This is a genomic window from Flavobacterium sp. JP2137, from assembly GCF_050562195.1.
Classification (GTDB): domain Bacteria; phylum Bacteroidota; class Bacteroidia; order Flavobacteriales; family Flavobacteriaceae; genus Flavobacterium.
This window is the reverse complement of record NZ_CP191647.1, coordinates 2,913,931-2,939,006: the sequence shown is the minus strand read 5'-3', so window position 1 is coordinate 2,939,006 and position 25,076 is coordinate 2,913,931. Positions and strand designations below refer to the sequence as shown.

The window sequence follows — 25,076 nt, the reverse complement described above, 5'->3', positions numbered from 1 at the left end:
TTGAATTTATTCCCAGTCTAACAGTTCTTTGTCCCAAGCGACAACGCGGATGCCTTTGGAGTAGTTCAAGTGGTGCGGGGGCTGCTGTAAAGCGATACCGCCTATTTGGTAGTCGATGGTCAATTGCTGTAGGGTGACCTCTTCCAATTCCCATTCCAGGTGGTGTATGTCATAACAATACAGTTTAGCCCCTTGGTCTACATAGAGGCAATAGCGCTCGGTAAGCCAGATTTCCAAAGGGCTCTTGGCGGTTTTTCGGGCGCTAGTCGTGAAACGCGCCGAAATGCGGAAACCCTTAAGGGTATTCAGGCTGGAATACAGCTGTTGATTTCCATCTGTTTTGCGGCTAATGGAGGCGTTTTCGTAGGGTAAACCCGATAATTTTTTGGCGAGTAAGGTCGAAAGCCACTTGGCGGATTCGATGTTTAAAAAATACACACCGGGCTTGCCGTCTTTAACGACATAAGTGCGCAGATTGATCTCGTGAAAATTGGAAATCGGTGCAAAGGCTGGCAAAAACGATGGTCGGATGCGCTCCATGGTAAAGGGCACCAAGGATACCCATGCTTCTCCTTCAAATAAATCTAAAGCAACACCGGGCGGAAGCAGTTTTTCTAGGGCTTCCGAATCCACTTTCCAGTGCATAAAGCACACCTCATTCCACTCTTGGTAATACACCCAGGGAGTCGTTGGCAATGCCCAAGGGCGGTGATCGACTTGTGTCAGAATTTTTTTGATATTCATGTTATGCTGTTTTTTCTTTTAACACTCCAATCAAAGCTACTGCCTTCCGGTGAGCTGACCTAATATTTTCCTCGCAAAAGCTTGATGTTTGCCGTACCGCCTTTTTTAGCAGATTTGTGTTTCCGCATTTTTTGAATGAGTTTTACGGCGATGATTTTTCCGTAAAATGCAAACCGCAAAAAAAGCTGTTTCGATGTATAGGTAAAATCTATAGTTTTATTTAGTTGTGCTTTAAATTAATGAGTTATGTAATTAATGTTAAAGGTTTACTTTAGTTAAATTAAGAAAGTGATTACTGTATTAAAGTCCAGTTTTTAAATATCTGAAGGAGTGCACTCACCGAAATTTTCGACGCATGGGTCGTCCTTTTATAGGCAAAAGCGCCCCGTGGTCAGTGGAAGAAATTAGGAGGTAGTGGTGTGTACTAGCCTTGTAAATATTGAAAACAAGTCTTTGCTATAGCGCAATAATCCGTTGAAAAGACCGTCAAAGCGGGTGGTTTGCCCGAGGTGTTTGGGACGTTAAGGCGATAAAAAAAAGCTCCTCTAAATCCAAGAGGAGCTTGAAATATATGTTTCGTGTGTTCTAATTGATAAAGCTAAAACTGTTTTCGAAGGTTTTTCCGATGATGGGTAGCGGTTTTTTCTCTGCATTGGCCGCATTGATTATTCCGAGTATAAACAGTACAAAGAAGAAGATTCCGATATAGGAAAGGATAGACAGGGCTGGAATGATGAAAACTACAATACCCAAGGCAATCTGAAATAGAAATGCCGTTAAGAAGAGACCTAAAGATTGTTTTAGGTGGTATTTTAATAGGTCATCTGCTTTTTCTTTACCTCCAAAATAAGCTACTAACCAGCCGATCAGGGTAATGTAAGAAACGATTGAAAACGTCTTGTTGTCCATTTTGTAATTATTTAGAATTAATAAGGGTGAAAATAATACAAAAAACTGTATACAGTTAAAAAATTAGAAAATAAAACTAATTTTCCGAATTTAAATATAATATTTTATGGTAAAAAATGGAATATTTGAGGATATGTCGATTTCTGTTAAGTACTGCAATTAAAAAAGGGCCGGCAATAGACCGACCCCTAATGGCTTGTTATAGAATTTGCAGTGTGGTCATACAGGATTTCATCGCTTGGAAAGTCCGCTCGATATCGTTGTCCAAACCGATAGATATGCGGATTAAGCCGTCTGTCAGTCCCATTTCCTTCTGTTCGTCCAAGGGGATTTCCGAAGAGGTAGAGGTTCCCGGAGCGCTAAACAGGGTTTTGTAAAAACCTAAACTCACCGCGAGGTATCCGAGATTGTTTTGTTGCATCAGCTCCATTAGGGCATTAGCTTTATCTAGGGTTCCTACGTCTATGGTTAGCATACCACCAAAACCGTAGTCGGGATTAATCATGCTTTGATAACGGGCATGACTCGGATGACTTGCCAAACCGGGATACACGGTTTTGATGCCGGCAGCTTCGAATTTTTCTGCCAGATACTGTGCATTGTGGCTGTGTTGCTTGATTCGAATGTGTAGGGTGCGCAGGTTTTTTAAAATACTCGAAGCGCGCAAACTGTCCATCGTAGGTCCTAAAAGCATACAGGCACCGTCGTTTACGCTTTTTAAGGCATTGATAAATTCGGCCGAAGCACAAATTACACCGCCCACCGTATCGCTACTGCCGTTGATGTATTTGGTTAAGCTGTGTATAACCACATCGGCTCCCAGTTGACTTGGAGCTACCGAAAGGGGCGAAAAAGTATTGTCAACAACGAGGGTTAATCGGTGTTTTTTGGCCAATTGGGAAAGCGCTTCGATGTCGGCCACTTCCAATAAGGGATTGCTTACGGTTTCGCAATAAAGAACTTTGGTGCTGGGGCGAATTGCCGCTTCAACACTTTCTATTTTGGTAATGTCTACAAAGCTGGTTTCTATGGCAAATCCGGGAAGGAAGTTTTTCATAAAGGCGTAGGTACCGCCATAAATGGTTCTGCTGGAAACGATATGGTCTTGACTCTTGCACAGTTGCAAAAGGGTAGAGGTGATAGCACCCATGCCCGAAGCGGTAACATTAGCCGCTTCCGTACCTTCCATAGCGGCCAGTGCCTGACCCAAGTATAAATTACTCGGCGATGAATGACGAGAATATAAATAACAACCATCCGTGTTGCCTTCGAAGGTGTCGAACATAGTTTTTGCAGACAAAAAGGTATAAGTAGAAGAGTCTGAAATAGATGGGTTTACCCCTCCAAATTCTCCAAAATATTGTAAATCTTGAATATTATCAGCGGCATCAAAATGTTTCATTGTTATAGTTTTTACATTGACTTTCAAAAATAAGCGAATTATTGTCATTTTGATAAGTTGTTGGGTTTTTTATGGTGTATTTGGTTTTTTTGTCTTAATTGTTTTAGATTTTATAGTTGTATTTTCTTGTAAAACGTCTTTTGTTAGAAAATATAATGGGATAAAGTCCTTTAGGGCATTTGTTGCAAAGGCGTCGTTTTTATCGGCCTTTAGTCTTTTTTGAGGACACCGCCAATAGTCGGTCATAGTAGGGCGGCGTTTGGCAAAGTTTATATCGACTTTAGTAAAAAATCTTTTCCGCAAATACTTCCCAAGTGGGTATAAAATTGTAAATTTGTTCTTTTATATAACATATACAACATAAACACAATATTATGAGTTCATTTGACGTAGTTGTAATTGGTTCGGGACCTGGTGGATATATTTCTGCCATCCGTTGTGCACAATTGGGATTTAACACTGCTATTATTGAAAAGTATGCAGCATTAGGAGGTACTTGTTTAAATGTAGGATGTATTCCTTCAAAAGCTTTATTGTCTTCTTCTCATCATCTAGAAGAAATGGCTCATTTTGCAGAACACGGGATTGAAATTCCGGGCGATGTAAAAATCAACATAGAGAAAATGATTGCCCGCAAGCAGGAGGTTGTAGACCAAACGGTTGCTGGAGTAAAATACCTAATGGGGAAAAATAAAATCACGGTTTTTGAAGGCGTGGGGTCTTTTGAAAGTGCTACGGTACTTCAGGTGACTAAAGCCGACGGAACAGTGGAAAAAATCGAGGCTAAAAACACCATTATTGCTACGGGGTCAAAACCGTCTTCTTTGCCTTTTATCACTTTGGATAAAGAACGCATTATCACTTCTACAGAGGCCTTAAAACTCAAAGAAGTTCCTAAACACTTAATCGTTATCGGCGGTGGCGTTATTGGATTGGAATTGGGGCAAGTGTATTTGCGATTGGGTGCTCAGGTATCTGTTGTGGAATTTGCAGACCGCGTACTTCCGGGTATGGATGCCACCTTGTCGAAAGAGCTGACCAAGGTTTTGAAAAAACAGGGCATGAAGTTTTACGTCTCGCATAAGGTCCAAGCGGTAAAACGCGCTGGAGATGTAGTGACCGTGGAAGCGGAAAACAAAAAGGGTGAAATCATTACCTTAGAAGGAGATTATGCCTTGGTTTCTGTGGGACGTCGTCCGTATACAGACGGTTTAAATGCAGACAAAGCCGGTGTGAAATTAACGGATAGAGGACAGGTAGAAGTCAACGACCACCTTCAAACGTCAGTGCCGAACATCTATGCTATTGGAGACGTTGTACGCGGAGCGATGTTGGCGCATAAAGCGGAAGAAGAAGGGGTGATGGTTGCCGAACTTATCGCGGGTCAAAAACCGCATATCGATTACAATCTAATTCCTGGTGTGGTGTATACATGGCCAGAGGTTTCTGCTGTGGGTAAAACAGAAGAACAATTAAAAGAAGCGGGTGTTGCCTATAAAATGGGATCTTTCCCGTTTAAAGCCTTAGGACGTGCTAGAGCTAGTGGCGATTTGGACGGATTGGTAAAAGTATTGGCAGATGCGACTACAGACGAAGTTTTGGGTATTCACATAATCGGTGCTCGCGCGGCAGATTTAATCGCAGAAGCGGTTACTGCTATGGAATTCCGCGCATCGGCTGAGGATATCTCTAGAATGTCACACGCACATCCAACTTTTGCAGAGGCACTTAAAGAAGCAGCTTTGGCCGCTACAGACAACAGAGCTTTAAACATCTAGTTCACGATGTGAAAATCCGGTTTCGGCATTTTGCTTGAAACTGTTATTGCTATAAAGTACAGTTAACCTGTTCATTAATTTGGGCAGGTTTTTTTGTGTTTTTTTTTAAATTATTTACATAAATTTTAACTATATTGCCATTAAATTAAATGGTCTAACCCCCTTGTTTGTTGTTGCGACTTCGGTTGAAAATGCCAAAATCAAAGGATGCAATCGTTTTTAAATTCAATATTATGAGAAAAAGTTATGTTTTTAGCCTGTTAATGGTGCTGTTTTTGAGTTTCTCTTGCTCAAAAAGCGACGATACCGATGTAGGTGATCCGGTTTATGACGCGGAATATAAACCACTACAAAACTTACAGCAATTGGAAAGCAATACGTGGTTTTATGTAGGATCTAAAGTGGGTGATCGAAAATTCGGAGCTATTTCTGAAAAGCATTGCTTACAGAAAAATTTGTTGGTGTTTAGAACCAACAATAAAGATCACATTAACGGATATTTTGACTTCTATAGTTATTCATCCGGTGAGAAAGCCTGTGAAGTGAGTTTTGTAACTCGCTTAATGGTTCATTACATAGCCGATGAAACCGCTTTTTGCACATATAAGCGTTTAAACTATGTCCCTGCAGAAGACGAAGATGCGATAGTAGAGGATGAGGAATATTTTCAGCCAACCACACCGCCAACTGATGAAAATAGAGTAGCTAATTTAAAGAGCATGGATGCAAATTCGGATTATTTGAAAAAAGTAGAAATCGGATTTCAAGCCGGTTATTTAAGAGTAGAAGATAAGTTGACCGATTTTTCGGGCACCGCTAAGGTCTATTTATATTTCAAAAAAGGATAATTTTTTTTCTACAGTCGACGAACGGCCAGCTGTTGTTAATGACAGAGGCAGTTTGTACGGCTAGATGCCGGCAAACTATAAAAATCAAAGAGAAAAAAATAAGCAATTATGGCGATGTTTGAACATCAGCCCCTTAGTAAATTGTCCAAAATTTAAAACGTTTTGATTCCATTTGCGAAAAATTAATAAAATTAGAGTTTTTATCTCGAAAAATATGGATTAAAAGTTTGGTAATTCCTATTTAATACGTTTTATTTGTCCGCTATAAAATATACAACTCATGAATAAATCCCCTTATTTGCTATTGGCCGTTGTGGCTGTTTTTGGCTCGGCTTGTTCCAACGGCGATGACAATGTGCAAGACCATGCGGATGCCGTATTTGAATCGCCTTATGAAGCCTTAAATTCCTTTGACGAATTGGGTTCGCATGTTTGGAAGTACGAAGGCGCTAAGATCGGCGATAGAAAATTTGGAGCTATGAGCAATGGCAATTGCTTGCGCAATAACAAAATGATTTTTTATCTCGGTACTACTTCGGCTAAAAATGATTCTATATACTACGACAGCTATAAAAAGTCCACGGTTCGCGAAACGGATTGTGGTTTGGATTTTGATAGAACCTTTAGAAAAGTACGCATGTCCTCTAAGGGTAAAATGTATGCAGATATTTATGATTACAACGTGAGAATAGATACTCATAGACAAACTCAGGTCATTACTGTCGATACGATTAGAAAAAATTATTTTAAAGGAAATATGGAAATCGGTTTTCAGAGCGGTATGTTAAGAGTAGAAGATAAATTTACCTTGTATTCAGGAGATGAAAAGGTATATCTTTATTTTAAGAAACAATAACTAAGGCATCAAGCTCTTATAAGCATTTTAAAAAGCTATTATCGGTTACTACCGATAATGGCTTTTTTTGTCGTTTGTTGCGATTAGGGCACTGCCAATTGGTGTAAAAAGACTATTTTGGCATACATATTGGAACTTCTAAACCGAACAAAATACCGTATAATCCATGAAGATCATTCACCATTCCCAAGCCAATACCATCGAGATTCAAGACGATATGAAAGCCCTGCTCAATGCGCAGCGCATCGTGGTTTCTCTAGTGCTGATTGCAGCGACCGTAAAATTGTTTACAATCGACTGGAAAAACATCACGGAATACGATTATTTGTTTGTCGTTATCTTTGGGGTATTCACCTATTTTTTTATCAAGAACTTCTTTTTAAAAACCAGTCAGTCCATCATTGCTATAGACCACATCAGTTATTTAAAAAAGGCAAAGGGCATACGCTCCAAGGCGTATTTAAAGCTAAAAAATGGCAAAACCAGAGAGTTTTCCAATATCAGCACCCGAGATGAAGCCATCGATATACCGGCCAAAATGAAAAAAGTAGGCATAACAATCAAAGGATAATGGAAGCAAAAAAAACCTATTGCGATTTCGCCAATGCTTTAGATGCAGGGGATGCCAATCCGAACAAGCAATACCACGATACCGAATATGGCTTTCCCATAGCGGACGACAATGAACTCTTTGCTCGTTTAATACTGGAGATTAATCAGGCGGGGTTGAGCTGGACGATTATCTTAAAAAAGAAGGCCGATTTTTATCGGGCCTATCACGATTTTGACATCGCAACCGTAGCGGCTTATCAGCAAGAAGACATCGATCGCTTGCTTGGCGATTCCGGTATTATCCGCAATAAGCTCAAAGTCAATGCGGCGATATACAATGCACAGCAGCTGTTAAAAATACAGGGGGAATGCGGCAGTTTTAAAAATTGGCTCGAAGCGCAACATCCTAAAAACAAACAAGAATGGGTATCGTTATTCAAGAAGCACTTTAAGTTTACCGGAGGGGAAATCGTCAATGAATTCTTGATGAGCATAGGTTATTTACCCGGTGCACATCAGGAATCCTGTCCGATTTATAACCAGCTGCTTTTCACCAAACCCATGTGGATGCAACAAGGGGAATAGCGGTAGGGAAAACACCCTGTTTTAAAGTGCAACAGCAGGGTGCAAAAAATATTTGTTGCTAAAGAGTTAGTACTATGAAAGAATATCAAGTAAATCTTCGCACCGTCGATGTGACGAGGTATATATTGCCCCTGCGAGAAGGCGGGTCATTACCGGCTTTGGCCGAGGCCAACGACGGTTTTAAATACGTTTTAAAATTTAAAGGAGCTGGTCACGGAGTCAAGGCGTTAATAGCTGAATTGCTGGGCGGAGAAATTGCGCGCAGCTTGGGTTTGTACGTGCCCGAAATTGTCTTTGCCCATTTGGACGAAGCTTTTGGAAGGACGGAAGCCGATGAGGAAATTCAGGATTTGTTGCAATTTAGTCAGGGATTAAACCTGGCATTACACTTTTTGTCCGGTTCGCTGACCTACGATCCTGCCACCAAAGCAATCGATCCGCTTTTGGCCTCTAAAATCGTATGGTTAGATGCTTTTATCACCAATGTCGACCGCACCTTTAGAAATACCAATATGTTGTATTGGCATCAAGAACTGTGGCTGATCGATCACGGAGCGGCTTTTTATTTTCACCATGCCTTTACCAACTGGGAAAAAAGTGCGCTAACTCCCTTTGCCCTGATTAAAGATCATGTGCTCTTGCCTCAGGCATCGGAACTCGATGCGGTGGATAGCGCCTTTAAAAAGATATTGACGCCCGCAGTTTTGGAGGGCATCGTACAATTGATTCCCGAAGAGTGGTTGGTATGGGAAGGCTATGAATGGACTCCCGGTCAAATTAGAGCGGTTTACCTGTCCTTTCTGAACACGCGCTTAGCCCATTCGGATTTATTTATTAACGAAGCTAAAAACGCACGACATGCAATTGTATGAATACGCCACCATTCGATTTGTACCACAGGTAGAACGCGAAGAGTTTTTCAACATCGGAGTAATCGTGTTCTGTAAGCAATCCAAATATATCCGCGCCCAATTTTTTATCGATAAAGCCAAATACAACCTCTTTAAAACCGAAGTAGAGTGGTCGGATTTAGAGACCTATATACGGGCATTTGAACATATCGTCGACGGCGAGTCGCAAGGGGGACCCATTGCCAAGATGGAGGTGTCCGAACGCTTTCGATGGCTCACCGCAGTGAGGAGTTCGTGCATACAAACCTCGCGACCCCATCCGGGCAGAACCGCGGATTTAGACGCCCTGGTTAGCGCGTTGTTTCAGTCGGCTGTTTTATAACGCAAGTTGGGCTACAACTACTGCTAAAACACCAGAGGCTGTCTTGTAAGACAGCCTCTGGTGTTTATTCCGTGTTTATTCCAGTTTTTTATCGACATAGTCCGAATTCATAATCCGCAGTATGCCCATATAGTTCATTTTAAAAGCAATCAAATCGCCGACTTTAATTTGGTTTTCGTTCTGACTTAAATCGATGACGATCATGTCAGAACTCGCGCCGACGATATTCATCCGACTGTCCAACGGCGTAATGTGTTCCGCTTCTATATCCAATAAGCCCAAATCTATAATTGCGCGATAATTGATGCTCCCTTCTAAAGCGGGGTCAAAGGCCGTTTTGTCTCCCAGGAGATTGAGCCCCATTTCACCCGAGGGAATCATCGGTTTTTCGTGCAATTCGATGACTTCTGCATACAGCTTAAACACGTCGTAATGCATGTTGTCAATCAGGCTGTTGCTGTATACATTGGTTCCCAGGTAAAGGGTTTCGCCAATTCTAAAGTGGTTGATCGCTGCGGGCAGGCTGTTGTTTAAAATAAGTGGTATGGTTACCGAGGCACCGCCAGAAAGGAATTTGATTTCCCGCTTAAAGGTCACTTCGAGTATTTGCTTGTACAGCGACAATTGAATCAGTTTGTCCGCATTGGGCAGTACGCCGTACATACAAGTCAGATTGGTACCGATACCGATGATCTCTATATGCGGCAACTCAAAGACCTGTTCGTAAAAAGCGATGAGGCTTTCGCCTAATATGCCCTCTCTCAATTCGCCGAGTTCCACCATGATGACCACTTTGTGAATCACGTTTTGTTTGACGGCAGCCTTGGACAGTAATTTGATGGTTTCCAATTCGGTGTTAAAACTGATATTGGCGTATTTTACGATTTTTTCGATGCTTCGCTTTGGGGGTGGTTTGATGTAGACCGTTTCCACATTGGGATTGATTTTTTTGACCATCTCCAAGTTGGAAGCCCGGGAATCGCATATTTGCTTGGGTTGAAGCTCTAGAAGTTTTTCCAAATAAAGCCGATTGCCGCAAAGCAGTTTCGCCACTATGGCCCATTCGATGTCGTTCGCTTGGAAAAGCGTGTTTAAAACATCGAAATTCTCCTTTAATTTTCGAGTGTTTAAAGTGATAAAAGCCATGGTTATTTCGTTAAACGCATTTCTAAATACTTGTTTTCAAAACCCAGTTTTTCATACAGCTTTTTTGCGGGGTTATTCGCCTCTACATGCAGGGCAATCGATCCGCTGCTCTGCTGAATCGCTTCCTCCATCAAGGCTTTTCCAATGCCCTGACCGCGAAGAGCGGAATCCGTAGCGATATACACCAAGATGTGTTCCGGTATAAAACCGTCCATTTGCGTATTTAATACCACGGTTATACCCGCAATATCGGTTTGATTTTTTTGGGCAATCAGGATAAACCCTCCGGGTTTACCGTTTTTTGCCAAGGCGTAATTCAAAGCTTTTTCAATATCTACGTGTGCATCGCCGTACTCTTCTAAATGCTGATATAAAAAAGCACTATAAGTTTCGAATTCACTCTTTGACGGTAACTGCTCGGGTGATTTTTTGTTGATCTGAATCATCTAATCTTTTTTTTGCCGCTCGTAAAGTATAGCAAATAAAATCTTTGAAAAACAAGGTGAGTATAGGTATTAGCGACAGCTAAAAAACAAAGAAATTATCAGATGCTGTTTTTTACTAAAGCAGCGGGTTTAAATAAAATAAATACAAATATATAGTTTTTTTATTTGAAATCAGAATTAAAATCATTTTTTTGTGTTTTTATTTACAAAAAAACCAGAAAATTAATTCTGGTTTTCCTGTGTTAGAGCTGGATTTCTGCTCCGCGTTCATCGAATAAATCGGCTATAGACCAATAGCGTTCTCCGGTGTCGTAATTGATGGTTAACACCTTAGAGCCCTTGGGAATATCGCCTAAACTCTTGGCGATAGCCGCCAGTGAGGCACCGGTAGAAACCCCGGCCAATATGCCTTCTTCTTTGGCGATGCGTTGGGTGTATTGATAGGCCTCTTCCTTGGCGACTTTTACGATGCCGTCGTAGATATGAGTGTTGAGAATTTGAGGTACAAATCCCGCTCCAATTCCCTGTAAGGGATGTGGTCCGGGCTGATCTCCGCTGAGTACGGCGGATTGTTCGGGCTCAACGGCAAAGACCTTTAAGGCAGGAAACTTTTCCTTTAATACTTCGGCTATACCGGTAATATGGCCTCCTGTACCCACACCGGTAATCAGGTAATCCAAGCCTTGAGGAAAGGCGGCTAATATCTCTTTTGCTGTGGTTTGTCGGTGTATTTCGGGATTAGACGGGTTGTTAAACTGCTGTGGTACCCAAGAATTCGCTATTTGCGAAGACAGTTCCACCGCCTTGGCCACCGATCCTGAAGTACCCAATTCCTTAGGTGTCAACACAAATTGTGCGCCATAGGCTGCCATGAGTTTTCGCCTTTCCATACTCATCGATTCCGGCATGACCAAAATCAATTTATAGCCTTTTACCGCGCATACCATGGCCAAACCCACTCCTGTATTTCCCGATGTGGGTTCTATAATCGTCGTGTCTTTATCAATCAGTCCCTTGGCTTCCGCATCTTCAATCATGGCCAGGGCAATGCGGTCCTTTAAGCTCCCGCCGGGATTGCTTCTTTCCAATTTGATCCAAACTTCGATGTCGCTTGGAAACAGCTTATTGATTTTGACATGAGGCGTATTGCCGATCGTTTCTAAAATGGTGTTTGCTTTCATATTTTAGTGCTTTTGGTTTTGGAATATTCCCTTGGTGCGCTCCCATAGGATAAACCCTAGTACAGCAACGGGAATGAAGGGTTATATGATGAAGTGTATCGGCTCTGGAATAATTTCCTTGTCTTTGGAATACACTTTGCTCTTGTTGTAAATAATGGAGTGCGGTTGGGTGCTCTTGGTCAGCCACACGTTTCCTCCGATAACGCTATTGTGTCCAATCGTCGTTTCCCCGCCCAGTATCGTTGCACCGGAATAAATGACCACGTGATCTTCGATAATCGGGTGTCGTCTGGTGTGTGCTTTGTCTTTGGATACCGAGATAGCTCCCAGGGTCACCCCTTGGTATATTTTTACGTAATCGCCTATTACCGTAGTCTCTCCAATTACTATGCCGGTACCGTGATCGATAAAAAAATGACTGCCTATGGTGGCTGCGGGATGGATGTCGATACCGGTTTTGCCGTGGGCAAATTCCGTCCATATTCTCGGAATCAGTTTGACCTTTTGCAGCTGCAATTGATGGGCGAAACGGTAAATCGCAATGGCGTAAAAACCGGGATAGGAAATGAATACTTCCTGCAAGCAGGTGGCTGCTGGATCGTTGTCCAATATCGTAGTCGCATCGTCGTGCAACCTAAAGTACATGTCGGGTAGGGCGTCAAAAAACTCATCGACGATGATAGCCACGGCTGCGGCATCGTTAAAAGAGTGGTAGAGAAGGGTGGTAAATTCGCTTTTTAAGCTGTTTAGTCGAATCTCTATCGCTTCTTCCGACAGGTATTTCTTGTCTTCGAGCTGAAATAAAAAGCGAAACAGTACGTCGGTAAAATTTTCTATCCGCATTTTATCTAAAAAACTAGCAGAACTTCGGTTGTTTTCCAATAGTGTTTGAACAAAAGGCTTTCTCATTAGGCAATATAGGTTAATGGGGGATTAGTATAAGGATTATCGGCTGAGCTTTGGTCGGTTATTTTGAAATCGACAATCGGCAATCGCTTCGATATGAGCCATAATAAATCGTCTGCGACGGCGTTTAATACCGTGGTATAAGCAAACCTGTATTTGCTTAAAATAAGGTGTACAACCCGGTTTACAGGAAGAAGATCTGGCTGATAAGCGGTTGGCCTCGGTTTCATACTGTAAATATACTTTCTTTAAGTATACCAATTGAAGCAAAGTATTTTTTTAAGTATTTTTTAATATTAGCAAATAAATGGCTATAAATCAGTATCTTGTATTTTAATTTATCGCTTTTCATGGTAATACTGTAATAAGGTTAAAATTTGTGTTCTAAAGAGAATTTAACATTTTTTATCTCAAAAGGACCTACTTTGTTAAATGTGAATCAGACTATTTGATTTCGTCAAAAACTAAACTAAATTTGCTTTACAAGTTTATAAATACAATCCGAGTTGTTTGTGTATAAGCGGAAAAATGGACTTTTTTATTTTTAAGTTTTTCTTGAGTTGGCTACTTATAGGGATTACTTGGTTTTGTTGTTTTGTTGGTCTATTTTGAAGTGACATTTGGCTCTGGTTTGTATTGTTTTTATTCCAACTCTTTTCCATATGGAGTTGATAGAAGAGGTAAATTTGCTATGAAAAAGAAAACCTGCAAAGAAATTTGCAGGTTTTTTTTTATTTCCCTTGTTTTCTTTCAATTTGCACCAATCTTCGCCCGGTAAAATAGGAACTATTACTGGTATTTTTGTTATATTTGTTTTGTTTTTCACCAAATTTAATTAAAAAATTTGATATTCACGCTTTTTTTTATCGGCGTATACTTGTTGATTTGTCGGGCGTACCGGCTTGTTTTTCCGGAATTTCAATTAAAAGAGAACCCATGCTGTATTGACTATAAAACTTCGTGTAAGCTACAGCGATTTTAGGGGTGTTAAAAAATAAATAAGTGCTAAACATGAAAGTCATTCATCCACATTATCGGGTCGAACTCAATTGGATTGAGGTGTTAGCTGAAGCGCTAGGTGGGGTTATTGACCATAACTTTATTCGGGGCAACAACGACACTTATCAAGGCGTGCATTACGTCGATTCCATAGAACCAGATATTACTGCCATGTTGGAAGATACGAATTACAAAGAGGATGTCCGAATTAAGTATACCAATTCAGATGCCGATTTTGTAGGTATTTACTACTACAGTCTTGAAGGGGCAAACATCGGTTTGGCCGTAGACGAAACCGAACGCAATTTGTTGGGGCAGTTCAATTACAACATTTCGATACTCGACAGTGATTTGGATTTGGACTACATCATTGATAAAGACACCAATGCCTATACCATTTGTATCTTTATCAAGAAAAAGGCGTTAAAGAGGTATTTTAAAAACATGCCCGAACTCGAGCCTTTAGCCGAGGAGATTTTCAATCGCGAAACCAATACTATAGTGCGACTCAATCGCATGACGATTTACAGTGCTTTATTGATTCAGAATTTCAGAAAAATCTCTTACGACAATCCCTTTTATGGGTTTTATTTCAAGGGTTTAATCAATTCGCTATTGAGTGAGTATTTACAGCAACTCCGCTTGGATAAAATTGTTATCGGCAAGGCGATAGACCAAGATTTCAGAAGGATATTGGAATCCAAAGTTTTCTTGCTGCATTCACTCGAAGGCGATTTTCCCGGTGTGGAAGCTTTGGCGGAAATGGTGTCGATGTCGTCATCCAAATACAAGAAGTTGTTTACCAAAATTACCGGATCCAGTCCCGGAGTATACTTTCAAAGCAATAAGCTGTACCAAGCCAAAGAATTATTGGCTACCGGACAATACACCATAGGAGAAGTGGCGGTGAAACTCAATTATTCGAGTATTTCTTATCTGGCAAAGCGCTTTAAGGAAGCCTACGGAATCTATCCGAAAGAATATCAAAATCTACTTTAAACGACCATGGAAAATTCAGTGATAGAAGTGAATCATACTTTTTCGTTATCCCATCATTGGCGCGCTGCTTTTGTTGAAAAATTGGGTGCTCGAATCCTTGCAGATAAGAGAATCATGCTTTTTGAACAAGCCGCTGCTAAGGGGGAAACCTATTTTATGGAAGTGGCTCCCGGTATATTTGCACTGCTGATAGATGCAGAAGTCCAAATACCCATCCGATTTACTCGGATGCCTTCCGAGGATGATTTTTGGATTATCTATTACGATTTGAGCGATAATTTAAACAAGCATACCGTCAATAAAGTCCATTACGACATCGGCGATAATTCCAAGTACGGATTAGGGGTCATCGACAGTGCTATCCACAGTTCCTACCACACTAAAGTCGGTAGTCATATTTATTCCTTGCGCATTTTTATCGAAAAGAACGCGATGAAAGACATCCTTAAAAACGTCGACTTAAAAGAGGAATTTAAAGACGTTTTCAACAAAAAGAAGAAGAAAATATTCTTCTATAGGTATATCGATAGTCGCAGTAAGGTGGTCTTGTATAAACTTAAGCAACAGGCTATACAGGACTTAAACTTTGAATTTGCTGTCAAGAGTACCGTATTTAATTTGCTCGGTTATTTCTTGGAGCGCGTCAGCGCGAGACTACCCGTAAAACAAGCGTACGAAAAGGATGTGGAAGCCGTGGAGAAAAGCCAAGAATTTTTGCTGACCAACCTTTATTTGTCCTTTCCCGGCAATGAGGAATTGGCGCAAATTGCGCACATGTCGCCGTCTAAGTACAACAAGATATACAAGGGCATCTACGGAAGCAGCCCGGCTTTGTTTTTTAAGAATCAAAAACTGAAATTGGCCAATGAGTTATTGGCCAGTGGTAAATATAGATACATCAGCGAAGTGGTCTTTGAATTGGGCTACAGTAAAACGACCTATTTTACGATGATTTACAAAAAGCATTTCGGCTTTTTGCCCAGTAGGGTTTTTAAAAAACTGGAAGACTAATCCCCTTTAAAACCCGCAAATTTGCCAGAGGGCGTTTTTACCCCTACGAATCGGGCATTGCGAGTCGTATAAATCAATTAGAAGGCGGTTTTAACGCCTATTAACCTCGTAAAGCACAAGTTATGAGTACAAGACTTCAGTTAGGTGATTTAGCGCCGAAATTCAGTTTGATAGATCAGAATGGCGATCGGTTTGATTTTGATCCGCAATATCAGCAAAGAAAATTGGTGTTGTTCTTTTATCCCAAAGACGACAGCCCGATTTGTACCCGACAAGCCTGTGCCTTTCGCGACGCATATAGCGATTTGCAGCAAAGAGGGGTCGATGTGGTAGGTATCAATGCGGGGTCGATAGTCAGTCATCGGGCATTTGCCCAAAACCACCGCTTGAAATTTCGGTTGCTGTGCGACGTCAATCAGGCGGTGTTAAAGCGTTTTGGCGTGCGAAAAGTCGGGTTTTTCACCGGCAGGGAGACTTTTGTAATCGACGAAGCGGGAAAAATCATTTTTATCTACCGTCAATTTTTTAGAGGCAAATCGCAGCTGTCGAAAGTTTTGGCCTTTTTAGAAGCGAACGCATAGCAGCTGCCTCAGCGTTTAAAGGGCTATAAGCGCCTTTTAGAGTCAAAACACCAACAATTTCGATAAAAATCAGGTCGTAAAGCGGCGCTTTCATGCGCTAATTATGGAACAAATGGTATTGAAAATTTAAAACAATAGAAACTTTTAAAATTTTTAAATAAAAAATTAACAAAACACTTGCTTTTACATATTCTCTATTTATATTTGTTAGTATAACATTTTAATTAAAAAGCATGAAAAAAGGAACAGTTAAATTTTTTAATGAAGCAAAAGGTTTTGGATTTATTAAAGAGGACGGATCATCACAAGATATTTTTGTACACAGCACAGGCTTATTGGAAAGCATCCGCGAAGACGACGAAGTAGTTTTCGAAGTTGAAGAAGGTAAAAAAGGATTGACAGCAGTTCAAGTTAGACGCGCTTAGTCCATTTTTGTAATGTCACACTTACTAGTTCTCCCTTACTTGGGTAACAGGAGAATTTGAAAAGCTAAACCGCTAATCACTGCAAAGGTGTTGGCGGTTTTTTTTACGCAACGGTTTGCCCGCTGTTGAGCGATTTTGTCGTTTGTGCTGCGAATCATCGAATCCGCAAATCATCGAATCATCGAATCCGCAAATCATCGAATCCGCAAATCATCGAATCCGCAAAAAAACTACAATTTCTCTTTTAAATACTTTCCGGTAATTGATTTTTTGTTTTTAACGATTTCTTCCGGCGTACCAAAAGCGATGAGATTACCGCCGTTTTCTCCGCCTTCCGGACCGATATCAAGAATGTAATCGGCGCATTTTATCAGGTCTAAGTTGTGCTCAATCACGATGATAGAGTGCCCTTTATCAATTAAAGCTTCAAATGATTTAAGCAGTTTTTTGATGTCGTGAAAGTGAAGTCCCGTTGTGGGTTCGTCAAAAACAAATAAGGCTTTCTCCTTGGTGTTTCCACTGATGAGGAAGGAGGCTAATTTTATGCGCTGGGCTTCCCCACCCGAAAGGGTAGAAGACGATTGTCCGAGCTGTACATAACCCAAACCAACATCTTGTAGTGGCTTGATTTTCTGAACTATTTTCGCTTGTTTGTGCTGTTCAAAAAACGCAATGGCATCGTCTATGGTCATGGTGAGGATGTCATCGATGTTTTTGCCTTCAAAATTGACTTCCAAAACCTCTTTTTTAAAGCGTTTGCCCTTACAGGTTTCGCATTCCAGGTGTACGTCTGCCATAAACTGCATTTCTATGGTGACTGTTCCCTCTCCTTTGCAGGTTTCGCAGCGTCCGCCATCGACGTTAAAGGAGAAGTGCTTGGGCAGGTACCCTCTGAGTTTGGACAGCTGCTGTTTGGAAAACAAGTCTCGGATATCGTCATAGGCTTTGATGTAAGTTACGGGGTTGGAACGCGAGCTTCGGCCAATCGGATTTTGGTCGACGTATTCCACGTGTTTTAAGAAGGAGTAATCGCCGAGCAGTTCGGTAAACTGTCCCGCTTTTTCGCCCACGCCGGTCAATTGCTTTTGCAGGGCGGGATAAAGGATTTTCTTGACCAGGGTACTCTTACCACTACCGGATACCCCAGTGATTACCGTAAGGCATTCGAGGGGAAAGGTAACGTTGATGTTTTTTAAGTTGTTTTCACGAGCGCCTACTACCTGTATAAAGTGTTTATAGGGTCTGCGCTTTTTGGGTACCTCAATTTGCAGTTCGCCATTCAAATATTGAGCGGTGAGGGAGTGCGATTTTAAAATGGTCGCATAGTCGCCCTGCGCTACTAATTCGCCTCCGTAGCTGCCTGCTTCGGGACCGATATCGATAATTTGATCGGCCGCTTTCATGATGTCCTCATCGTGTTCCACTACGATAACGGTATTGCCGAGTGCTTTGAGGTCTTCAAGTACGCGAATCAGTTTTTCGGTGTCTTTGGGGTGAAGGCCGATACTGGGCTCATCCAAGATATACATCGACCCAACCAAGCTGCTTCCCAGAGAAGTAGCCAGGTTAATTCGCTGGGATTCCCCACCGGATAAGGAGGCGGAGTTTCGATTTAACGTCAGGTAATCCAATCCCACCTCGGTTAGGAATTCCAAGCGGTTGTTGACTTCGAGCAGCAATCTCTTGGCTACTTGGCGGTCGTAGTCCGACAGTTCGAGTTTGTGAAAAAAACCAATCAGGTGTTGAATGGGCAAATCGACCAAATCCGAGATGGTTTTGTGGGCAATTTTGACGTAATTGGCTTCAGGACGCAGGCGTTTGCCCTTGCAGCTGGTGCATTTGGTTTTTCCCCTATAGCGCGAGAGCAGCACGCGATTTTGAATCTTGTAGTTCTTGGCTTCCAATTCGGCAAAAAAAGCGTGTAAGCCCGTAAAGGAGGCATTGCCGTCCCAAAGCAATTGTCTTTGCTCGTCCGACAATTCAAAATACGGCTTGTGAATGGGGAAATCAAATTTATAGGCGTGGCTGATCAACTGGTCTTTGTACCAGCTCATGCTTTCGCCCCGCCACGGAAATACGGCATTTTCGAATACGGATAAACCGGTATTGGGAAATACCAGCTCTTCGTCTATACCGATAATGCTTCCATACCCATCGCAGGTCGGACAGGCCCCATAGGGATTGTTAAAGCTAAACAGATGTACGTTGGGTTCGAGAAATGGTATGCCGTCCAATTCAAAATTGGAGGTAAATGCCCATTTTTTCTTAGGGTCTTCAACCGATTGTAGGTAACAATAGCCTTTACCTTCGTAAAATGCAGTCTGTATGGAATCGGCGAGTCTGTTGTAGAATTCCTCTTCGTCGGCAACGACGATGCGGTCTACTATAATCTGCACATCCGAATTTTTTACTTTTGTCAGTGCCTCCTTATCGCTCAGCCACTGGTCGAGGCGAAGCATTTCCCCCTTTACATAAACCCGAGCAAAACCCTGTTGAAGCAGCACGGTAAGCTTGTCTTCTAGGCTACGACCTTCCTCGACGATAACGGGGGTTAACAGCAACCACTTGGATGCGAGATCGAGTTTTTTTACCGTTTCAATCACATCGCTTACGGTATCTTTCTTGACTTCCTTACCCGAAATAGGAGAGTAGGTCTTTCCGATTCGGGCGAAGAGCAGTTTTAAATAATCGTATATTTCGGTGGAGGTGCCCACGGTCGAACGCGCATTGGTCGTATTGACCTTTTGCTCGATTGCTATGGCCGGAGCTATACCCTTGATGTATTCTACCTTGGGCTTGTCGATGCGCCCTAAAAATTGCCGTGCATAGGCCGATAAGCTCTCTACATAGCGGCGCTGTCCTTCGGCATAAAGGGTATCAAATGCCAAACTCGACTTTCCAGAACCCGATAAACCGGTGATGACAACGAACTGATTACGAGGAATAACCACATCAATATTTTTTAAATTGTGCAGCTGAGCCCCTTTGATTATAATGTTTTTTTTGGGATCTATTTTGGAATAATCTATCTTTTTCATAAAAATAACCTGTAATAGACAAAGGTAATCATTTATTATTTTGAGTTGAAATTTATTGCCAAGCAAATTGAATCCGCCCACAGCCGATTGCAGCTGCTTACAGCAGTTGCCTTATAGCGTGCTATGGGGTGGGAAAAGAGGGTTTTTCGCGGTGTATATGCCATGTTTTAAGGGAATAGCTGCGGTTGCATCGCGATTACAGCGATTCGGAAGGTTAAAAAGAACTTCGTTATGCTTTGTTTCGAATGGCAACTGTTAAACAATACAAAATTTTTTTTGATTATAAATACTTATTAAAAAAAAATAACATATATTTGGGAAATCATAAAAAAACCGTTTAGCCTATTGTAAAAAAATACTTTTAAAAAGATTTGCAACATAAATAATATAAAAGTATTATGGGATATGTCAATATGCCTGACTCTGTATTGATTCAACATTATATAGAAGGGGCCGAAAAAGCGTTAGAAGTTTTAATTCTAAGGCATCAATCGAAAATATACGGTTTTATTTACTCCAAATTAGGGGATCGCGATTTGACGGAAGACGTTTTTCAAGAGACCTTTATCAAGGTTATACACACTTTAAAGACCAAAAAATACAACGAAGAGGGCAAGTTTTTGCCGTGGGTCATTCGCATCGCTCATAATTTGGTCATCGATCACTTTAGAAAAGCCAAGAAAATGCCCATGTTGCGGGAGACCGATCACTTTTCTGTCTTTTCCTTTATCTCCGACAGCGAGCCTAACATCGAAAGTCAACTGATATCCAATCAGACCGAAGTGGATTTAAAAAAACTCATCGAGCAACTGCCAGACGACCAACGGGAGGTATTGGTGATGCGGATTTATCAAGATTTGAGCTTTAAGGAAATTGCCGTGCTTACCGATGTGAGTATAAACACCGCTTTGGGGAGAATGCGCTATGCTTTGATGAACATCCGAAAGATGGTCGATGTGCAGAATCTGGTACTGATGGAATAATTTTGTGGTTTTCCATAATAAAGTAATTCGTTCGGCGTTATTATTCTAACTAACGAATTATTTATATGGCAAAAAACTACTCAAAAAAAACGAGCAAGCTAGAGATTGGTATTCCGAAAAGAGAAACGATAGATTTTATCTTAAAATACTCCCGAGCCCTGCAAGTGATGCGCGTTAACAATTTAAAGCTGACGCCTTTGTTAAATTAAACTATAGCCCTTAATTACTTTTTAAGGGCTTTTTTATTATAGGCATCGAGTACGCTCTTACGCCCGATGACCTTCGTAATGATGTCCAGATCCAAATTCCATCCGCGTGCCGGGGAATACTCCCGACCGTACCACACCATTTGCAAATGCAATTTATTCCAGGTTTCGATTGGAAACAAGCGTTTGGCGTCTTTCTCCGTTTGTTGTACCGTGCTGCCGTTGGACAAATTCCAACGATACATCAATCGATGGATGTGTGTATCTACGGGAAAGGTGGGAATGCCAAAAGCCTGTGCCAATACGACACTAGCGGTTTTATGACCCACAGCCGGTAATTCTTCTAAGTCTGGAAAATTTTGCGGGACTTCTCCGTTGTGCTTGTCGATTAAAATATGCGATAGGCCGTGGATTCCCTTGGATTTCATCGGTGAAAGTCCGCAAGGGCGTATGATTTCTTTGATTTCTTCTACCGTTAGTTTAATCATGTCGTAGGGATTGTCTGCCTTGGCAAACAAAGCCGGAGTAGTCAGGTTTACTCGTACATCGGTACATTGCGCTGAGAGCAATACGGCGATCAATAGGGTATAGGGGTCCTTGTGGTCCAGGGGTATCGGAATTTCCGGATATACCGCATCCAAGGTGTCTATTACAAATTGTACTTTTTCCGCTTTGGTCATATAACTATTTTTTACGAAGATAAGGAGTTATAAGCAAAGGTAAAAGTAGATTAAGTGCTATACTTTCCTTAATTTTGAATTAAAACATAGACCATGACCACATTGCAAATAGGCGATTTAGCGCCCCTTTTTAAAGGAGTAGATCAAGACGGGCAGCCCCGTGAATCCAAAGATTATACCGGGAAGAAGTTGGTGATTTTTTTCTATCCCAAAGCCAGTACCCCGGGCTGTACCACCCAAGCGTGCAACCTGCGCGATAACTACGAGCGCTTTCAGTCTTTGGGTTATGAGATTTTGGGTATCAGTGCCGATTCTGTTGCGAGACAGGCGAAGTTTCAAGAGAAGAACGCCTTGCCCTTCCCCTTGTTGGCAGACGAAGATCGTACTGTAATCGAAGCTTTTGGCGTATGGGGACCTAAAAAATTTATGGGCAGAACCTATGACGGCATTCACAGAACCACGTTTGTAATCGACGAAAAAGGCGTGATTAGCGATATTATTGGTCAAGTGAAAACCAAAGTACACGCCGATCAGATATTGAAGTAAAATCGCGTGGGTAATTTAGCCGGTTTGCCACTGCTCTTGACCCTGCGAATTTCCGGTTGCGATACACTAAAAAACAAAGAGGCTGCCTATAAAAGGCAGCCTCTTTTGTTGGGGTATTTTTACGCTTAAGCCTTGTAGCCAAAGAGTTTTTTGCTTTTTATCTCGGTCGCTATTCCCTCGGGTAAGGCGCTTTCCCAGCCGCTTTGTCCATCGTGTATCATCTGGTATATCTCCCGAGAAAATATACTGAGGTTTTTCTCTTCAAAATTCTTGATGTCGACAATTTTCCCCGCTTTCTTAAAATACTTATAGAGTTCCTTGATGTGTAGGGCTACCTTAAGGTTTTCCGTAGTCACTATTTGTTGATTTTCGTCTTTCATCGGATATAAGAATACCTTGAGGTCGCGGTAAAACAATTTGCCCAAGCCTTCGAGTATACCGCCGTTTAAATGGGTGTAATACTTTTCGTCGAAAATATTCAACAAGCTGCTCACGCCCATGGTTAGGCCAATTTTCTCTTTGGTGTATTGAGAAAAATATTCCACCACTCGGTAGTATTCTTGAAAGTTCGATATCATCACCGATTGCCCCAAAGCGCATAAGAGTTCTGCGCGATGTAAAAAATCGACTTCGTCAATCTCGCCTTCCATCAGTAAGTTGGAAAGGGTCATCTCAAAAACCACCAGGGTTTCTTCTGCTTCCAATTGATTCTCCTCTACAAAGAGCTGTAGCGATTTCTTATACATATTCATATTGACGAGGGTTACCGGTCTAAAACTTCCGCGCAGTGCCAATATGTTTTTGCGATAGAGGGTAGTGGCCGGCAATTTGCTCTGTCCATCCGGACCGAACATCACAGCATCGGTCATGCCGTTTTTAACCAACTGCAAACTCATCAATCGATTGTCAACCGCTTTAAAAAGCGGACCCGAAAAATTGATACTATCGATTTCAATTTGATCTTTATCGATATGATCGTAGAGTTTACGGATTAGATTTTTGGGGTCGTTGTGTTGGTAGTATGCACCATATATCAGATTGACTCCTAGTATTCCCAAGGTTTCTTGTTGGAGTTTGGAGTCGGTTTCTTTAAATTGTATGTGTAGGATAATTTCGCTATAAGCTTCATCGGGCTTGGATTGAAAGCGGATACCCACCCAACCGTGACCCTTAAAACTCTTGGCAAAATCGATCGTCGCTACGGTATTGGCATAGCTAAAAAAGGTTTTGCTCGGATGTCTTTCGCGTTCAATACGGTCTTCGATCAAATCGGTTTCGTGTATCAACATCTTTTTCAATCGGCTTTCCGTTACATAGCGGCCATCATTTTCAACGGTATAAATCGCATCGCTAAAATCTTTGTCGTAAGCAGACATGGCTTTGGCTATGGTTCTGGACGAGCCACCCGCTCTAAAAAAGTGTCGCACGGTTTCTTGTCCGGCACCGATTTCGGCAAAAGTGCCGTAAATGTTTTTATTCAGGTTGATACGCAGTGCTTTATCGGATATGGCAGGCTGGTGTTCAATGATTCTGTCCCCATCAAGTACCAAATCTTCGGCAAAATTTTTCATAGTCTATTATAATAATAACAAACGTAGTAAATTATACAGTTTAAAAAAAGATAAAACCCTATTTTTGTAAAAATCGAAAGCAGTGATAGTATATTTTTTAGGTACCGGAACATCTCAGGGAATCCCAGTAATCGGAAGTAAAGATCCGGTATGCTTGAGTGTCGATCCCAGAGACAAGCGACTGCGTACCTCTATTTGGATTCAGTGGAAGGCGTTGAGCTTGTTGATCGATTGTGGCCCCGATTTTAGACAGCAGATGCTGGTGTCGGGTTGTGAGCGTATCGATGCGATACTCTATACCCACGAACACGCCGACCATACAGCCGGTTTAGACGATATCAGGCCGTTTTGCTTTCAAAGAGGACAGATGCCCGTCTATGCTCTCGAACGCGTGATGCAGAGCTTGGAACGGCGCTTTGACTATGTTTTTGCCACGGTTGATCGCTATCCCGGTGCCCCTGCGGTGTCGCCCCACTTAATCGATCGAAACAGCGACCTGATTATCGGCAATCAAACCATAGTGCCCATAGAAATCTTACACGGCGATTTGTCGATACTCGGATTTAGATTCGACGACTTTGTCTATATTACCGATGCGAAATACATACCTGATAGCGAATGGGAAAAGCTCAAAAACATCGATGTTTTGGTGGTGAATGCCCTGCGTATACGCCCTCATCCCACACATCACAACCTGGAAGAGGCCCTGCGTTTAATCGAGCGATTGCAGCCCAAAAAAGCCTATATCACTCATATTGGTTACGAATTGGGTTTTCACGAAAAAATACAACAAGATTTGCCGAAAAACGTATATTTGGCCTACGATAATTTACAACTTGAAATTCCGGACTAAACCGTTGGGAATGCTCGAATTTAACACCTAACAAACCGTTCAATACCGCTGGTTTTGATTTAAACAATAAAAACAACAACAACAATTAGCCCTTATTATGAAAAAAATATTTTTTTACCTCTTTGTTTTTTCCTTTTTGTTCAATGTATACCAATACGTTAATGCCAATAAAATCTATGAGGGCAAGGAAAAGGAATTGGATATTTCGCATAAGCGCATAGATATTATACGCGATTCTTTAAAATCGGGTGAGCAGCGTTTGATGGACGCCAATTATTTTTCTGTAGTACAGAACGAAGAGGCGCAAGATTATTTTAAAGACTACGACTTTGAAGAGGTAATGGGCAAGGTAGAAGCGGAATTGATGGCTTTAAACCATCAGCCCAATGGAAATCCGTTGGTGCCTTACGCGCCGATAGACGGGAATAAATTTATTCTAAACAAGGCCAAGGTCATCAATCACCGTTGGATTATTGCCGATTTTTATTCCGGTAAATTACACGGAGAAGTATTGATTAAATACTTTTTTAAAGCGGATTCCCCAACGGAATTTAACACTATAGAAACCGTTTTATATACTTCTACAACGAATTAAGTG

General features: G+C 41.6%; 26 protein-coding genes. 15 read left to right on the top strand and 11 right to left on the bottom strand.

The annotated features are described in order from the left end of the window. Positions 1 to 6: 6 nt before the first annotated feature. The 3 genes from ACQZ43_RS13055 to ACQZ43_RS13045 form a co-directional block, all read right to left on the bottom strand. Positions 7 to 744, bottom strand: coding sequence for a YqjF family protein (locus ACQZ43_RS13055; RefSeq protein ID WP_430613118.1), 738 nt, complete (start codon positions 742 to 744; stop codon positions 7 to 9). Positions 745 to 1,329: 585 nt separating this feature from the next. Then, positions 1,330 to 1,653 carry a DUF4870 domain-containing protein gene (locus ACQZ43_RS13050; RefSeq protein ID WP_430613117.1) on the bottom strand — a complete coding sequence of 108 codons (324 nt, stop codon included), beginning with the start codon at positions 1,651 to 1,653 and terminating at the stop codon, positions 1,330 to 1,332. 199 nt (positions 1,654 to 1,852) lie between these two features. Beyond that, on the bottom strand, positions 1,853 to 3,055 hold the full coding sequence (locus ACQZ43_RS13045; protein ID WP_430613116.1) for an aminotransferase class I/II-fold pyridoxal phosphate-dependent enzyme: 1,203 nt from the start codon (positions 3,053 to 3,055) through the stop codon (positions 1,853 to 1,855). A gap of 374 nt (positions 3,056 to 3,429) precedes the next feature. Between ACQZ43_RS13045 and lpdA the strand changes: the two genes are divergently transcribed. The 7 genes from lpdA to ACQZ43_RS13010 all read left to right on the top strand — a co-directional run bounded on the left by lpdA (position 3,430) and on the right by ACQZ43_RS13010 (position 8,907). Continuing rightward, positions 3,430 to 4,833: a dihydrolipoyl dehydrogenase gene (gene lpdA, locus ACQZ43_RS13040; protein WP_430613115.1), complete on the top strand. Its 1,404-nt coding sequence runs from the start codon at positions 3,430 to 3,432 to the stop codon at positions 4,831 to 4,833. 233 nt (positions 4,834 to 5,066) lie between these two features. After that, positions 5,067 to 5,681 carry a hypothetical protein gene (locus ACQZ43_RS13035; RefSeq protein WP_430613114.1) on the top strand — a complete coding sequence of 205 codons (615 nt, stop codon included), beginning with the start codon at positions 5,067 to 5,069 and terminating at the stop codon, positions 5,679 to 5,681. Positions 5,682 to 5,961: 280 nt separating this feature from the next. Further along, a complete protein-coding gene (locus tag ACQZ43_RS13030) occupies positions 5,962 to 6,537 on the top strand; it encodes a hypothetical protein (protein WP_430613113.1) in 576 nt (191 codons plus the stop codon). A gap of 166 nt (positions 6,538 to 6,703) precedes the next feature. Continuing rightward, complete coding sequence (locus ACQZ43_RS13025; protein ID WP_430613112.1) at positions 6,704 to 7,108, top strand: hypothetical protein; 405 nt, start codon at positions 6,704 to 6,706, stop codon at positions 7,106 to 7,108. Beyond that, complete coding sequence (locus ACQZ43_RS13020; RefSeq protein WP_430615678.1) at positions 7,105 to 7,674, top strand: DNA-3-methyladenine glycosylase I; 570 nt, start codon at positions 7,105 to 7,107, stop codon at positions 7,672 to 7,674. Before ACQZ43_RS13025 ends, ACQZ43_RS13020 begins: the two co-directional genes overlap by 4 nt. Positions 7,675 to 7,748: 74 nt before the next feature. After that, positions 7,749 to 8,546 (top strand): HipA family kinase, encoded by a 798-nt coding sequence (locus ACQZ43_RS13015; protein WP_430613111.1) that lies wholly within the window; start codon positions 7,749 to 7,751, stop codon positions 8,544 to 8,546. After that, on the top strand, positions 8,533 to 8,907 hold the full coding sequence (locus tag ACQZ43_RS13010) for a DUF3037 domain-containing protein (RefSeq protein WP_430613110.1): 375 nt from the start codon (positions 8,533 to 8,535) through the stop codon (positions 8,905 to 8,907). Before ACQZ43_RS13015 ends, ACQZ43_RS13010 begins: the two co-directional genes overlap by 14 nt. Positions 8,908 to 8,982: 75 nt before the next feature. Here the strand turns inward: ACQZ43_RS13010 and ACQZ43_RS13005 are convergent, their stop codons facing one another. The 5 genes from ACQZ43_RS13005 to ACQZ43_RS12985 form a co-directional block, all read right to left on the bottom strand. Continuing rightward, the gene (locus tag ACQZ43_RS13005) at positions 8,983 to 10,053 is read right to left on the bottom strand and encodes an alanine racemase (protein WP_430613109.1); all 1,071 of its coding nucleotides are present in this window, start codon (positions 10,051 to 10,053) and stop codon (positions 8,983 to 8,985) included. 2 nt (positions 10,054 to 10,055) lie between these two features. After that, positions 10,056 to 10,499 carry a GNAT family N-acetyltransferase gene (locus ACQZ43_RS13000; protein WP_430613108.1) on the bottom strand — a complete coding sequence of 148 codons (444 nt, stop codon included), beginning with the start codon at positions 10,497 to 10,499 and terminating at the stop codon, positions 10,056 to 10,058. Positions 10,500 to 10,741: 242 nt separating this feature from the next. Then, complete coding sequence (cysK, locus tag ACQZ43_RS12995) at positions 10,742 to 11,680, bottom strand: cysteine synthase A (RefSeq protein WP_430613107.1); 939 nt, start codon at positions 11,678 to 11,680, stop codon at positions 10,742 to 10,744. An 81-nt stretch (positions 11,681 to 11,761) separates the two neighbouring features. Then, positions 11,762 to 12,589 (bottom strand): serine O-acetyltransferase EpsC, encoded by an 828-nt coding sequence (gene epsC, locus ACQZ43_RS12990; protein ID WP_430613106.1) that lies wholly within the window; start codon positions 12,587 to 12,589, stop codon positions 11,762 to 11,764. A 574-nt stretch (positions 12,590 to 13,163) separates the two neighbouring features. Further along, a complete protein-coding gene (locus ACQZ43_RS12985) occupies positions 13,164 to 13,412 on the bottom strand; it encodes a hypothetical protein (protein ID WP_430613105.1) in 249 nt (82 codons plus the stop codon). Positions 13,413 to 13,597: 185 nt separating this feature from the next. On the opposite strand from ACQZ43_RS12985, the gene ACQZ43_RS12980 reads away from it, so the two are divergent. The 4 genes from ACQZ43_RS12980 (at position 13,598) to ACQZ43_RS12965 (ending at position 16,601) form a co-directional block, all read left to right on the top strand. Next, positions 13,598 to 14,584 carry a helix-turn-helix transcriptional regulator gene (locus tag ACQZ43_RS12980; RefSeq protein ID WP_430613104.1) on the top strand — a complete coding sequence of 329 codons (987 nt, stop codon included), beginning with the start codon at positions 13,598 to 13,600 and terminating at the stop codon, positions 14,582 to 14,584. A gap of 6 nt (positions 14,585 to 14,590) precedes the next feature. Further along, entirely contained in the window at positions 14,591 to 15,595 is a 1,005-nt protein-coding gene (locus ACQZ43_RS12975) for a helix-turn-helix domain-containing protein (protein ID WP_430613103.1), read from the top strand. A gap of 122 nt (positions 15,596 to 15,717) precedes the next feature. Then, positions 15,718 to 16,176, top strand: coding sequence for a peroxiredoxin (locus ACQZ43_RS12970; protein ID WP_430613102.1), 459 nt, complete (start codon positions 15,718 to 15,720; stop codon positions 16,174 to 16,176). Between the two features lie 233 nt (positions 16,177 to 16,409). Next, positions 16,410 to 16,601: a cold-shock protein gene (locus ACQZ43_RS12965; RefSeq protein ID WP_219291584.1), complete on the top strand. Its 192-nt coding sequence runs from the start codon at positions 16,410 to 16,412 to the stop codon at positions 16,599 to 16,601. A 230-nt stretch (positions 16,602 to 16,831) separates the two neighbouring features. On the opposite strand, the gene uvrA is transcribed toward ACQZ43_RS12965, so the two are convergent. Beyond that, positions 16,832 to 19,639 (bottom strand): excinuclease ABC subunit UvrA, encoded by a 2,808-nt coding sequence (uvrA, locus tag ACQZ43_RS12960; protein WP_430613101.1) that lies wholly within the window; start codon positions 19,637 to 19,639, stop codon positions 16,832 to 16,834. Between the two features lie 398 nt (positions 19,640 to 20,037). Here uvrA and ACQZ43_RS12955 point away from each other — a divergent pair, with 398 nt between their 5' ends. After that, positions 20,038 to 20,622 (top strand): RNA polymerase sigma factor, encoded by a 585-nt coding sequence (locus ACQZ43_RS12955; protein WP_430613100.1) that lies wholly within the window; start codon positions 20,038 to 20,040, stop codon positions 20,620 to 20,622. A 223-nt stretch (positions 20,623 to 20,845) separates the two neighbouring features. On the opposite strand, the gene ACQZ43_RS12950 is transcribed toward ACQZ43_RS12955, so the two are convergent. Further along, positions 20,846 to 21,508, bottom strand: coding sequence for an endonuclease III domain-containing protein (locus ACQZ43_RS12950; RefSeq protein WP_430613099.1), 663 nt, complete (start codon positions 21,506 to 21,508; stop codon positions 20,846 to 20,848). 93 nt (positions 21,509 to 21,601) lie between these two features. Between ACQZ43_RS12950 and bcp the strand changes: the two genes are divergently transcribed. Then, a complete protein-coding gene (gene bcp, locus ACQZ43_RS12945) occupies positions 21,602 to 22,054 on the top strand; it encodes a thioredoxin-dependent thiol peroxidase (RefSeq protein WP_430613098.1) in 453 nt (150 codons plus the stop codon). Between the two features lie 125 nt (positions 22,055 to 22,179). Here the strand turns inward: bcp and ACQZ43_RS12940 are convergent, their stop codons facing one another. Beyond that, positions 22,180 to 23,625, bottom strand: coding sequence for a TonB-dependent receptor (locus ACQZ43_RS12940; RefSeq protein ID WP_430613097.1), 1,446 nt, complete (start codon positions 23,623 to 23,625; stop codon positions 22,180 to 22,182). A gap of 82 nt (positions 23,626 to 23,707) precedes the next feature. Here ACQZ43_RS12940 and ACQZ43_RS12935 point away from each other — a divergent pair, with 82 nt between their 5' ends. Both ACQZ43_RS12935 and ACQZ43_RS12930 read left to right on the top strand, forming a co-directional pair. Continuing rightward, positions 23,708 to 24,478: an MBL fold metallo-hydrolase gene (locus ACQZ43_RS12935; protein WP_430613096.1), complete on the top strand. Its 771-nt coding sequence runs from the start codon at positions 23,708 to 23,710 to the stop codon at positions 24,476 to 24,478. 97 nt (positions 24,479 to 24,575) lie between these two features. Further along, entirely contained in the window at positions 24,576 to 25,073 is a 498-nt protein-coding gene (locus ACQZ43_RS12930; RefSeq protein ID WP_430613095.1) for a hydrolase, read from the top strand. Positions 25,074 to 25,076: the final 3 nt, after the last annotated feature.

What these genes read in the sequence shown, in the direction of transcription:
- ACQZ43_RS12940 (WP_430613097.1), bottom strand. Translation starts at nt 23,625, where the DNA reads ATGAAAAATTTTGCCGAAGATTTGGTACTTGATGGGGACAGAATCATT.
- ACQZ43_RS13050 (WP_430613117.1), bottom strand. Translation starts at nt 1,653, where the DNA reads ATGGACAACAAGACGTTTTCAATCGTTTCTTACATTACCCTGATCGGC.
- epsC (WP_430613106.1), bottom strand. Translation starts at nt 12,589, where the DNA reads ATGAGAAAGCCTTTTGTTCAAACACTATTGGAAAACAACCGAAGTTCT.
- ACQZ43_RS12970 (WP_430613102.1), top strand. Translation starts at nt 15,718, where the DNA reads ATGAGTACAAGACTTCAGTTAGGTGATTTAGCGCCGAAATTCAGTTTG.
- ACQZ43_RS13015 (WP_430613111.1), top strand. Translation starts at nt 7,749, where the DNA reads ATGAAAGAATATCAAGTAAATCTTCGCACCGTCGATGTGACGAGGTAT.
- ACQZ43_RS13005 (WP_430613109.1), bottom strand. Translation starts at nt 10,053, where the DNA reads ATGGCTTTTATCACTTTAAACACTCGAAAATTAAAGGAGAATTTCGAT.
- ACQZ43_RS13055 (WP_430613118.1), bottom strand. Translation starts at nt 744, where the DNA reads ATGAATATCAAAAAAATTCTGACACAAGTCGATCACCGCCCTTGGGCA.
- bcp (WP_430613098.1), top strand. Translation starts at nt 21,602, where the DNA reads ATGACCACATTGCAAATAGGCGATTTAGCGCCCCTTTTTAAAGGAGTA.
- lpdA (WP_430613115.1), top strand. Translation starts at nt 3,430, where the DNA reads ATGAGTTCATTTGACGTAGTTGTAATTGGTTCGGGACCTGGTGGATAT.
- ACQZ43_RS13035 (WP_430613114.1), top strand. Translation starts at nt 5,067, where the DNA reads ATGAGAAAAAGTTATGTTTTTAGCCTGTTAATGGTGCTGTTTTTGAGT.
- ACQZ43_RS12930 (WP_430613095.1), top strand. Translation starts at nt 24,576, where the DNA reads ATGAAAAAAATATTTTTTTACCTCTTTGTTTTTTCCTTTTTGTTCAAT.
- ACQZ43_RS12975 (WP_430613103.1), top strand. Translation starts at nt 14,591, where the DNA reads ATGGAAAATTCAGTGATAGAAGTGAATCATACTTTTTCGTTATCCCAT.
- ACQZ43_RS13030 (WP_430613113.1), top strand. Translation starts at nt 5,962, where the DNA reads ATGAATAAATCCCCTTATTTGCTATTGGCCGTTGTGGCTGTTTTTGGC.
- ACQZ43_RS12965 (WP_219291584.1), top strand. Translation starts at nt 16,410, where the DNA reads ATGAAAAAAGGAACAGTTAAATTTTTTAATGAAGCAAAAGGTTTTGGA.
- ACQZ43_RS13025 (WP_430613112.1), top strand. Translation starts at nt 6,704, where the DNA reads ATGAAGATCATTCACCATTCCCAAGCCAATACCATCGAGATTCAAGAC.
- ACQZ43_RS13000 (WP_430613108.1), bottom strand. Translation starts at nt 10,499, where the DNA reads ATGATTCAGATCAACAAAAAATCACCCGAGCAGTTACCGTCAAAGAGT.
- ACQZ43_RS12955 (WP_430613100.1), top strand. Translation starts at nt 20,038, where the DNA reads ATGGGATATGTCAATATGCCTGACTCTGTATTGATTCAACATTATATA.
- ACQZ43_RS13045 (WP_430613116.1), bottom strand. Translation starts at nt 3,055, where the DNA reads ATGAAACATTTTGATGCCGCTGATAATATTCAAGATTTACAATATTTT.
- ACQZ43_RS12950 (WP_430613099.1), bottom strand. Translation starts at nt 21,508, where the DNA reads ATGACCAAAGCGGAAAAAGTACAATTTGTAATAGACACCTTGGATGCG.
- cysK (WP_430613107.1), bottom strand. Translation starts at nt 11,680, where the DNA reads ATGAAAGCAAACACCATTTTAGAAACGATCGGCAATACGCCTCATGTC.
- ACQZ43_RS12980 (WP_430613104.1), top strand. Translation starts at nt 13,598, where the DNA reads ATGAAAGTCATTCATCCACATTATCGGGTCGAACTCAATTGGATTGAG.
- ACQZ43_RS13010 (WP_430613110.1), top strand. Translation starts at nt 8,533, where the DNA reads ATGCAATTGTATGAATACGCCACCATTCGATTTGTACCACAGGTAGAA.
- uvrA (WP_430613101.1), bottom strand. Translation starts at nt 19,639, where the DNA reads ATGAAAAAGATAGATTATTCCAAAATAGATCCCAAAAAAAACATTATA.